The 10,818-nt window shown below is 52.3% G+C and carries 11 protein-coding genes; 8 read left to right on the top strand and 3 right to left on the bottom strand.

What is annotated here, in order from left to right; genetic code table 11:
* Positions 1-26: 26 nt before the first annotated feature.
* Positions 27-746, bottom strand: coding sequence for a hypothetical protein (locus LX87_RS07330; RefSeq protein WP_111627575.1), 720 nt, complete (start codon positions 744-746; stop codon positions 27-29).
* A 421-nt stretch (positions 747-1,167) separates the two neighbouring features.
* Between LX87_RS07330 and LX87_RS07325 the strand changes: the two genes are divergently transcribed.
* Both LX87_RS07325 and LX87_RS07320 read left to right on the top strand, forming a co-directional pair.
* A complete protein-coding gene (locus LX87_RS07325) occupies positions 1,168-2,031 on the top strand; it encodes a GNAT family N-acetyltransferase (protein ID WP_111627574.1) in 864 nt (287 codons plus the stop codon).
* Positions 2,032-2,123: 92 nt separating this feature from the next.
* Positions 2,124-3,008 carry a cation diffusion facilitator family transporter gene (locus LX87_RS07320; protein WP_111627573.1) on the top strand — a complete coding sequence of 295 codons (885 nt, stop codon included), beginning with the start codon at positions 2,124-2,126 and terminating at the stop codon, positions 3,006-3,008.
* Between the two features lie 106 nt (positions 3,009-3,114).
* On the opposite strand, the gene LX87_RS07315 is transcribed toward LX87_RS07320, so the two are convergent.
* The gene (locus LX87_RS07315) at positions 3,115-3,840 is read right to left on the bottom strand and encodes a hypothetical protein (protein WP_111627572.1); all 726 of its coding nucleotides are present in this window, start codon (positions 3,838-3,840) and stop codon (positions 3,115-3,117) included.
* Positions 3,841-4,136: 296 nt separating this feature from the next.
* Between LX87_RS07315 and LX87_RS07310 the strand changes: the two genes are divergently transcribed.
* The 5 genes from LX87_RS07310 (at position 4,137) to LX87_RS07290 (ending at position 8,305) form a co-directional block, all read left to right on the top strand.
* Positions 4,137-4,430: a co-chaperone GroES gene (locus LX87_RS07310; protein ID WP_111627571.1), complete on the top strand. Its 294-nt coding sequence runs from the start codon at positions 4,137-4,139 to the stop codon at positions 4,428-4,430.
* Positions 4,431-4,525: 95 nt separating this feature from the next.
* Positions 4,526-6,160, top strand: coding sequence for a chaperonin GroEL (groL, locus tag LX87_RS07305; RefSeq protein ID WP_111627570.1), 1,635 nt, complete (start codon positions 4,526-4,528; stop codon positions 6,158-6,160).
* A gap of 235 nt (positions 6,161-6,395) precedes the next feature.
* A complete protein-coding gene (locus LX87_RS07300; protein ID WP_111627569.1) occupies positions 6,396-6,560 on the top strand; it encodes a lmo0937 family membrane protein in 165 nt (54 codons plus the stop codon).
* Positions 6,561-6,705: 145 nt separating this feature from the next.
* Positions 6,706-7,098 (top strand): splicing factor U2AF large subunit, encoded by a 393-nt coding sequence (locus LX87_RS07295; RefSeq protein ID WP_146624440.1) that lies wholly within the window; start codon positions 6,706-6,708, stop codon positions 7,096-7,098.
* A 46-nt stretch (positions 7,099-7,144) separates the two neighbouring features.
* Positions 7,145-8,305, top strand: coding sequence for a glycoside hydrolase family protein (locus LX87_RS07290; RefSeq protein WP_229310579.1), 1,161 nt, complete (start codon positions 7,145-7,147; stop codon positions 8,303-8,305).
* 8 nt (positions 8,306-8,313) lie between these two features.
* Here the strand turns inward: LX87_RS07290 and LX87_RS07285 are convergent, their stop codons facing one another.
* Positions 8,314-9,879, bottom strand: a complete 1,566-nt coding sequence (locus tag LX87_RS07285) for a glycoside hydrolase family 43 protein (protein ID WP_111627566.1) — start codon at positions 9,877-9,879, stop codon at positions 8,314-8,316.
* 154 nt (positions 9,880-10,033) lie between these two features.
* Here LX87_RS07285 and LX87_RS07280 point away from each other — a divergent pair, with 154 nt between their 5' ends.
* The gene (locus LX87_RS07280) at positions 10,034-10,810 is read left to right on the top strand and encodes a toxin-antitoxin system YwqK family antitoxin (protein WP_111627565.1); all 777 of its coding nucleotides are present in this window, start codon (positions 10,034-10,036) and stop codon (positions 10,808-10,810) included.
* Positions 10,811-10,818 lie beyond the last annotated feature (8 nt).

Genomic DNA, 10,818 nt, shown 5'->3' with positions numbered 1-10,818 from the left:
ACCGTACCCCATACCGCCGGAGTCTGTCATCGGATTGCCCGAAGCTGGTAGGAACGGGGATTGTCTTGAATGATCAACTGGTAGGTATGGTCTTTCTGGGAGCCGTCGACCTCCAGCCGGAACCGGCCCTCCGGTAGTTGCGTCAGATTCAGCGTTCGATTGAAGTTCAGCAGCGATGTTTTTTCTTTATAAACATACCGCCCCTGATCGTCCTGCAACGTTACCAGAATAGGTTCTTCCCGTATGTTCAACGTATGGATTTTCAATCTGCCGATGTTGCTGAGCGCCACATCCGAACGCAACGGGCTAAGTCCCGCTGGCTTTTCTGGGTAATCCAGGATGAAGGAGGTGGATACCGGCCTTTCCAAATACGTTGAAACCGCCTGCCGGGGCACATTGGTACTGCTGGCAACTAACTCGTGGCTTTTTACCTGTGCCGACACCAACTGGTTGGTAACCAACCGTTGCAGCATTTGATCAAACAGGCGGATGTTGCGCGGAGTCAGTTTTACATACCGGCCCGATAAGGTTTCCTGATAGACCGGTTCGTGGCGGTGGTTAAAAAAACGGATCAGCGTTTTCTGACTCGCGGCATCGGTCTGAAGTTTCCAGTAGGCTTTCGTCGAGTCGGTTCGGGCGTAATAATCGGATTGGGCGCTGGCCGCCAGACTGGTCATGACCAAACAGGCGATCAGCAGGCGTTGCAGACCGTGAAAGAAGGGCTGGGGAAGCGTTTTGATGTCCATTGTGCTTGTTGTTTACGAAAGTTGGATATAGAAATAAATTAGTTCAACCTTTGCAGAACAAATGTTCTGCCAAATTCAGAAACTGGGGCGTTTAGGTTGAAATCGGGGATTTTGCGCTTAGGTTACCAAGAATTCGTCCATTACTGGACACCGGACGTCCCGGAATGGACAGTGCAGCAACTCAACGGGGCTGATGCTGAGAAGATGCTTAATTGACAAGACCTGACCTGCCAATGTTGCATCCGCTGGACAAAAAATCTGGAAACTAAAAATCGGTCGAAAACTGGCAGGAAACGTACAACCGGTCGATCCGGATAGGAAAGCCGGAAAACCGTTTGCCCACGATCAGGTTTAGGCAGACAGGAGACTGTCGGAGCCCCATCTGCCCGGTTTTTCTCTTTTTCGGAGTTATGTTTACGGTATGAAAATTTTGTCACTGACTGAGCTGGATTCAGAACAGCAACTAGCCGCCCAGGCTCTGGAAATCCTCTGTAAATCCGAAGGTGGGTTGAAAGGCAGTATGCACTGGGACAAATCCATGAACTTTTTCCCGACCATGCGCCACTGGTTTCTGCTGTACAACGATGGGGTGCTGATCGCCGTTCTGTCGGCCTTTGCTCCCTCCACCAGCCAGGTCGAATACAGTGGGTACACCCTCCCCAAAGCCCGGCGTAAAGGCTGTTTTTCGCTGCTGCTCGACGTGGCCGCCGAGGAAGTCCGCACGTTTGGCTACCAGCACGCCCTGCTGATTACCGAGCGGGCGTCGGAGTCCGGCCAGGCGTTTGTCCGACACCTGGGCGCCGTTTACTCCAATACCGAATACCAACTGGTCTGGCAGCCTTCAACCTGGCTTCCGTCGGCCCCTATCCCCTCACTCAAACTCACCGAAGCCACGCTGGACGAACTGGAACCTCTAATCGAACTAAGCCGTTCTATTTTTGGAGGCACCACCGACGAAGCCCGCCAGATACTGGAAACGACCATTTATACGCCCCACCTGACGCAATACATTGCCACGCTCGACGGTCAGACGGTGGGCATGGTAGCCGTTAATTTTGAACGGACAACGGCCTGGATCATCGGTCTGGGCGTGTGTCCTGATCAGCAGGGCAAAGGTTTTGGGAAACGCATTCTGCATCAGACGCTGGAGCTGCTCCGGCACGACACCCGGGCCGAAACCATCATGATCGAAGTGGATTCCTCCAACGAAGTGGCCCTGCACCTCTATGAGAAAGCCGGGTTCGTTATTCAGATGGGACAAGATTATTTTAAATTACCGTTGTGAAGACGTTGTAGCGCGGAGCAATAATGAGTTAAGCGGAGCCACCGCTACCTTCTTTTTACGCTGCGAAACAATTCTTTTCAGATTTACCCAACATGGAAGAACCTATTAAACCGCATCAGGCCGAACGGGGGCAAAAAACCACCCTGGTCGGCATTGCGGTCAATGTCGGGCTGGTACTGATTAAAGGAATGGCCGGCTGGCTGGGCAACTCCTACGCGCTGATTGCGGATGCGATGGAGTCGGCCACCGACATTATAACGTCTGTTTTTGTCTGGGTCGGTCTGCGGACAGCCGCCCGGGCTCCGGACCAAAACCACCCTTTCGGCCACGGCAAAGCCGAACCGCTGGCGGCCCTGGTGGTGTCGATGGCGCTGCTGGCTGCCGCCATTCTGATTGCTATACAAAGCATTGAAAATATCCGGACTCCCCACGAAACCCCGGCTCCGTTTACGCTGATTGTACTGGCGGTGGTCGTTATTGTGAAGGAAATACTATTTCGGCGCGTGGCGCAGGTCGGTGCCGAAGTAGAAAGCAGTGCTGTAAAAGCCGACGCCTGGCATCACCGCAGCGACGCCATCACCTCCCTGACGGCTTTTGTGGGCATTAGCATTGCCTTGATTGGCGGTCCGGGTTACGAGAGTGCCGACGACTGGGCTGCCCTGCTGGCGTCCGCATTTATCGTTTACAACGCTTACCACATTTTCCGGCCCTCATTCGGAGAAATCATGGACGAAGCGCCCGCTGGCGACTGGAAACGCGAACTGGAAACCGTAGCGATGGCTGTTCCGGGCGTCAAAGGAATTGAAAAATACCGGGTTCGTAAAACCGGTTTTGAATATTTTATTGATCTGCACGTACAAGTTGCCGGCGAATTAACCGTCAGCCAGGGCCACGACATTGCACACGCTGTCAAAGACGCCATTCTGGAAGCCAAACCAGCGGTGTATGATGTACTGGTACATATTGAACCGGTCTAAGAGGTTAGTTATTTCGCGGAGTTGAGCGGAGTAAAAGAGAGTTAAGCGGAACCTCTGCTAAGCTCTGAAAACTCCGCTCAACTCCGCGAAATAACATTTCTAAATTTCATTCCAGTGCCTGCCGCTCGACCAGCCGCCCGGCCATGGGGAGCAGCGTTTCTTCCAGCGGCAGACGACGTTTCGACTCTACCATGTATGTGGCCGGATTAGGTAAGTAAGGTCGCTGGCGAATCAGCTCGAGCTTCAGGGTTTCATACGTCGTTCCGATTCCTTTCCGCACGGAGTCGATGTAGCGCGTCCGGATGGTCTGCGACTGGCTCAACGTCAAACCCGGCAGGGCCAGCCCAGGCCAGTTCACGGTGAAATAATAAATATGCGTTTGCGCGTGCGAAGTCCAGTGCAGAAATAGATAGCCTTCATTCCGGCGCAGCGGCAGCATCCCGATGGGTGTCAGCGTCAGGGCCGCTTCGAGCTCCTCAACCATTTGCTGTCCTTTCGTCAGCATCTGGCCAAATTGGGGCAGCGCAAAATTGATAATGGAATCAATTTCGGTCATCAGCTCATCATCTTCCTGCCGGGGCTGGTACCGTACCGTAAGACTTTCGGGGTTAATACCGGTAGCGTCCTTGGGAAACGAGGCCGAAAGCTTACCTTTATGATTCTGAAACCGCAGTCCCGACTCATAATGCTCGCGTAATTCCGGCAAATCCGGGTAAAACTTTTTGTCAGAGAAGTGCCGCTGAACGTGTTGCAGATATGCCAGAACGACAAACTTTTTGTACTCGAAATCAATCAAACCTTGCGTTAACCAGTCCTTCTGAAGTTTTTTCATAGCCACTCTATCAAGAAAAACACTCAAACTTGTTATCTAGTAAGTTAATGAAAAATCAAAATCTGCCAAATAGTGTTTGGTAGATTTTTGCAGGAACAAAAAGGTCTACGCTATAACGTATTGATTTCCAAACTGACACCTAAAACCGGAAATTTTGTCAGTCTTTTTGGAAAAAGAGCTTCTGGCACAATAAGTGACCAGTGACGTGCGTCAGTTCGACAATAAACGGTTCGCCGTTGGGATCGAGCCTTTATTAACCAAAACACAATTTAAACTTCTTAAACACAAGCCCAATTATGGAAGCAGTAACGGAAAGTAAAGTAAACGTAAGACCGTTGGCTGACCGGGTGCTGGTTGAACCAGCTCCTGCTGAAGAAAAAACCGCATTTGGTATCATCATCCCTGATACGGCCAAAGAAAAACCCCAGCGCGGAACGATTGTAGCCGTTGGTACGGGTAAAAAGGATGAGCCGCTGACCGTTCAGGTAGGCGACACGGTGCTGTACGGCAAATATGCCGGTACGGAAATCACCGTGGAAGGCAAAGAATACCTCATTATGCGTGAGTCAGACATTTTTGCCATTGTTTAATGGCAAACCGTCATCCGTTGCCACCACAAACCGGCAACCGGCTGACTGTTAAACCGTTTACTCTTATTACGTTAACTCATTAATTCATTAAAGAAATGGCTAAGAAAATATTTTTCGACACCGAAGCCCGCGATAAGATCAAGAAGGGCGTCGATACGCTGGCGGATGCCGTGAAAGTAACGTTGGGTCCTAAGGGCCGGAACGTTATTCTGGATAAAAAATTTGGCTCACCGGCCATCACCAAAGATGGTGTAACGGTAGCGAAAGAAATTGAACTGAAAGACGCCATGGAAAACATGGGCGCTCAATTGGTGAAAGAAGTTGCTTCCAAAACGGCCGATTCAGCCGGTGACGGTACGACGACTGCTACGGTTCTGGCCCAGGCGATCTACTCAATCGGGGTGAAAAACGTAGCTGCCGGTGCTAACCCGATGGACCTCAAACGCGGTATCGACAAAGCCGTAACGGTTGTGGTTGAAAACCTGCGTCAACAATCCCGCGCCATCGAAACGTCGAAAGAAATCGCTCAGGTAGCGACGATCTCGGCCAACAGCGACGAAGAAATCGGTAACATGATTGCCGACGCCATGGAAAAAGTTGGTAAAGAAGGTGTGATCACGGTTGAAGAAGCACGTGGTACCGAAACGGAAGTTAAAACCGTAGAAGGTATGCAGTTCGACCGCGGTTACCTGTCACCGTACTTTGTAACCAACACCGAGAAAATGGAAGCTGAACTGGAGCGTCCGTTCATCCTGATCTCGGAGAAAAAGGTTTCGTCGATGAAAGAACTGCTGCCGGTGCTGGAGCAGGTGGCTCAGACGGGCCGTCCGCTGCTGATCATCGCAGAAGACGTTGATGGAGAAGCCCTGGCTACGCTGGTGGTGAACAAAATCCGGGGTGCGCTGAAAGTAGCCGCCGTAAAAGCTCCGGGCTTTGGTGATCGCCGGAAAGCCATGCTGGAAGATATCGCCATCCTGACAGGCGGACAGGTTATTAGTGAAGAGCGTGGTTTCAAACTGGAAAACACCTCGATCGAATTCCTGGGTCAGGCTGAAAAAATCATCATCGACAAAGACAACACAACTGTTGTCAACGGTGTTGGACAGAAAGAAGACATTATGGGTCGTGTGAACCAGATCAAATCGCAGATCGAAAACACGACTTCAGACTACGACCGTGAGAAACTCCAGGAGCGTCTGGCCAAACTGTCAGGTGGTGTTGCCATCCTGTACATCGGTGCCGCTACGGAAGTAGAAATGAAAGAGAAGAAAGACCGCGTTGACGATGCGCTGCACGCAACCCGCGCTGCCGTTGAAGAAGGTATCGTTGCCGGTGGTGGTGTTGCCCTGATCCGGGCCATCCAGTCGCTGGAAAGCGTTAACACGATCAACGAAGACGAGAAAACGGGTGTACAAATCATCCGGACTGCGCTGGAATCTCCGCTGCGCACGATCGTTGCCAACGCCGGTGGTGAAGGTTCGGTGATCGTTAACAAAGTAAAAGAAGGCGAAGCCGATTTCGGTTACAACGCCCGCGAAGACAAGTTCGAAAACATGATCGGTGTGGGTATTATCGACCCGACGAAAGTAACGCGTCTGGCGCTGGAAAATGCCGCTTCAATTGCTGGTCTGTTGCTGACAACCGAGTGTGTTGTTGCCGACGAACCGGAAGAAGCACCTGCTGGTGGTGCCGGACACGGCCACCCCGGCGGCATGGGCGGCATGATGTAATCATCAACCGCTTCACTTCGAATCAAAAGCCCCGGCCATACGTCCGGGGCTTTTATTTTTGTTACCACATGGGAAATATTTTCCACAATTGGGAACTGGATTGTCCCATCTTTCGGTACAACTTTTTTCATAAAACTACTATTTTAGCCTAAAAACGACCCTTTTGGGCTTTGGCACGCATTTTTCTCTATATCTGGACGTACACAAGTATCATTCACCAAAACTAGGAAACGTCATGGGAAATTTGCTTTATGTCATTGCGGTGGTCTTGATCATCCTTTGGTTAGTCGGATTGTTAGGTTTTAGCAGCTTTGGTATGGGCAACATCATTCACGTTCTGTTAGTGATTGCCGTTATTGCCATTATCTTACGATTGATTCGAGGAGATCGGGTTGTATAGCCGGACGTAATCAACTACTATAATTAAAAAGCCCCCGGACCTTCCGGGGGCTTTTTAATTATGTTTTAGGTCAATTTTCGGGTTGTCGTTAAACCTTTGCTCCGACGAGTGATCCAAAACACATCAACCAACAATGGATACGAACATGAAAAAGATAATGATTCTGGTAGCGGCTACGGGCCTGATGATTGGCGGCTGTACCACGCAGAAGGCCACAACCAGTGATCGGTATGACCGGCGCGATAATCGCTACGGCCGGTACGACAATCCTAACGTCCGGGAAATTCCGCTGGAGAACAAGCTGGAACGCTGGCAGAACGAACTGAAATTAACCAACCGCCAGAAACGCCAGATCAGAGATATTCAGGAACGGTACGAACGCCGGGGCCTGACCCGTACGGAACGCAGTGACCGCCGGGAATTTCGGGAACTACAAAGACAAAAACGGCGCGACCTGCTTTCCGTCCTGACATCACGCCAGCGCGACCGGCTTCAGGAACTGGAGCGCAGCCGGGGCTACAACGACCGGCGAAGCTAATGAACACAGGGCACCCACAAGGTGCCTTTTTTCTTTCTTTCGGGAAATGAATACCTTGTCAGCCAAAGCCTATTCCCGAACCATCATGATCCTGTATCGCTCGCTTCTGCTGACCCTGCTCACCGGTTTCCTGTTTTTTCATTCCACGGTTTACGGGCAAAAAATAAAACCGCCCAGGCGAAAAACGACGGTTTCCATCGTGGGCGATCAGTTCTACATCAACGGAAAACCGACGTTTCAGGGCCGTAGCTGGAACGGCTACAGGATTGAGGGTTTACTGCCTAATGCGCGTCTGGTGCAGGGGATTTTCGATGACCAAAACACCGAAAGCCGTTCCCGGTGGGCGTATCCCGACACCAAAACCTGGGACGCCAACCGCAATACCGACGAATTCATAGCCGCCATGCCCGTCTGGAAAGCCCACGGTTTGCTGGCCTTTACCCTCAACTTGCAGGGTGGCAGTCCGGAAGGCTATTCTGTCGAACACCAACCGTGGGTCAACTCCATGTTTAACCCCGATGGCACCTGGAATCCACATTATTATAATCGGTTGAAAAAGATTCTGGACAAAGCCGACGAACTGGGCATGGTCGTAATCGTAGGGCTGTTTTATTTCGGGCAGGATCAATACCTGAAAAACGAAGCCGCTATCATCCGCTCCGTTGACAATATTATCGAAACGCTGGCCGACCTAGGTTACCGCAATGTCCTGATCGAAATTAACAACGAGTGCGACATCCGGTACGACCACGACATTCTGAAACCGGAGCGCGTACACGAACTCATTCAACGGGTGAAAGCCAAAAAAATCCGGGGCCACCGGTTTCTGGTCAGTACCAGCTATAGCGGAGGCAAGATTCCTCGGGAGAACGTCGTGCACGAAGCCGACTTTCTGCTCCTCCACGGTAATGGCGTGAAAGATCCGGCCCGGATTGCGGAAATGGTGCAGCAGACCCGCGCCGTAGCCGGTTACCGCCCCATGCCCATTGTGTTTAACGAAGACGACCATTTCGACTTCGACAAACCGGCTAACAACTTTCAGGCTGCCACCAGTGCCTACGCATCCTGGGGCCTTTTCGATTACCGCATGAAGGACGAAGGCTTCAACGACGGTTATCAATCCCCGCCGATCAACTGGCAGATCAGCTCCCCGCGCAAAAAAGCCTTCTTCGATTACCTGAAGGAAATAACCGGTGGCTTGCCCTGAAAACCGGTTTACTCATACCGTAAATCAACCGACCGCACCGAGCCGCTACCTTGCTGTTCGCCCGAAACACTCAGGCCCACCCGCGGAGCCCGGTCCCAGCGGGGCAGAAAAGCCCCATCGACCGGCGAGGAGGTGAATGGTTTGGGTTTGTCTCCTCCCAGTATCCAGTAAAAATCGTAAAACTGGCCGAAACGGCTTTTGAGTTGCAGCGTAACCGGAGCCGAAGTAGCGGGCAACGGCTGGGATTTCAGCACCTGCCGCACCCCGTCCTTCACCTGCCAGAGTTCCAGCGTTCCCTCGCGGACACCCAGCCCCAGGGCGTTTTTGGCGTCGCCGTACAAACTGACGCTTTGCAGCACATCGGGTTTGGGGTCCACCGTAGCCGAGAGTAAATACGTGCCGTTTTTGATTACCAGCCCCAGAAAACTCCCGGCGGGTTGTGAGCCGGTATTTTGCAGTTGTAGCGCCCCGGATTCGACAGCAAATGCTGGTTTCGGCTGGCTAACGTCCCACACCCAGGGCACGTCCGTCGTCTGGTTGGCAAAATCGACGGTTACATCCCGTTTGTTTTTCTGAACGGTTTTGGCGGGCGATTCGGCCTGGGCGGGCGTGGCGGTTCCGTAGCGAAAAACTGGCCAGCCTGTCTGGTTGTTCCAGACCAGTTCACTTAAAACGCCCTGCCGACCAGTCTGGGTAAAATCAACCCCGTTGTAGGCGTGATGCAGGTAAAAATAGCGGTTATCGGGCGTGGAAACCACGGTTCCGTGGCCGGGGCATTTCCAGGTATCGTCGCCGACCAGCACCGGATTCCCGGCAAATTTCTCCCACGGTCCCTGAAGCTTTTCGGCCCGCGCCAGCCCGACCTGATAATTACAGTTGGCTCCGCAACACGCGTTGCCCGAATACGTCATATAAAAATACCGGCCCCGTTTAAAAATAGCCTGTCCTTCGGCTCCGCCCGCTTCCCAATTGTTCGGTTCGGCGGTCAGCAGGGTAAAGGCTTTGCCGGTCACCTTCAGACCATCGGGCGACAACTCGGCCCCCAGCAGTTCAATAGCCTTGCCTTTGTCCAGGCCGTAGGCTTTCCAGGTGATGTACAGTTTGCCCTGATCTTCAATGATAAAAGCGTCAATGGCTTCCGATGTCCATTCGAGCAGCAAACCGTGGTCCGTGAAGCCTTTACGCAGGTCGCGTGTGGTGGCTACGCCGATGTACGAACGTTTGTCCGACTTTCGGCGGGCCGTATAATAAACATAAAAAATACCGTTGCGGTGGAATAGCTCCGGCGCCCAGTAACTTCCCATCGTCCACTCGGGCAGCGAGGCAAAAACCGGCCCGACATACGACCAGTTCACCAGATCGGTCGAGGTATAAATCGGGTAGGCCGGTCCCCACTCAGAAGAGGTTCCCACCGCATAATACGTAGTTCCGACACGAATCACCGACGGATCGGCAAAATCGCCCGCAATAACCGGATTGCGGTACGTAACCGTTGGGGCTTGCGGCTTAGAAGGCTGGGCCATGCACGGCGGCAGCAACAAGCTCAGAAGCAAACCAATGTAGACAAACTTCATGCGTTTTTTAAGGTTCGGTAACGTGAACAAAAGTAGTAGCTGTGAAGTATATTCGTATAGAAGAAACGTAAATGGGACGGGTTGACGACATTTTACCCCGACCCGGAAAGAGAAAAGTCCGTTTTCGGCTTCTGTACCTAAATCCGTTACTAAGATGAGCAGCTTTTATCTGATCTGCCTGGCGGGTGTCCTGCTGGTTTCTCCCGGCGATGAAACGAAGAAAAGCCGTCGATTAAAAAAACGCTTTGAACGGCAGGAATACCTTAATTCCGTTCAGGAAATTACGTACCACGACCGCTGGAAAAAAATGGCGACCGTGCAGACGTTCGACAAAGCCAACCGGCGGCTGTCGGAAGAGCATTACCGGGATTATCAGCAGCGCATCCGGCACGGACGCACCCGGGCCTGGTTTCCAAACGGACAACTCCACTGGACCTGCGATTTCAAGGATAATCACATTAACGGCGCCTTTTTCTCGTATTACGAAGACGGTACGCTCAAACGGCGGGAACTCTACCGGCTGGGGCAGGTCCGGAAGGGGGGTGAATGCTTCACACCGGACGGCGATCCGACTCCCTGCCAGCCCCTCGTGCAGCAGGCGGAATTTGAGGGCGGGCCCAAGAAATTCGTGCAGTTTCTGCGAGGGCGGCTTCAGCAGCTTCAATCGCCCGAACCATCGGTGTTTATTACACTGGAAGGCTCCTTGTCAGAGAACGGTATTCTGTATAATCTCCGGCCAATGGCTTATATAAAAAACCGTCCGGAACCGGAACAGAAATTAGCTCGACAACTCATTGAATCCCTGCGGGATATGCCCCCGTGGCGGCCGCTTGTGATCGACGATAAGGCTACCCGCAGCGATCTGCTCATCAGTATTCACCTCAACGGCGGCCGGGTCTACAGCGCGAATTACGGCTACTCGACAATGTAACGCGTTTT

Origin of the sequence: Larkinella arboricola, assembly GCF_003259745.1 — a bacterium.
Taxonomy (GTDB): domain Bacteria; phylum Bacteroidota; class Bacteroidia; order Cytophagales; family Spirosomataceae; genus Larkinella; species Larkinella arboricola.
Note: the sequence above shows the minus strand (reverse complement) of the source record. Positions and strands in the feature narration are given on the sequence as shown.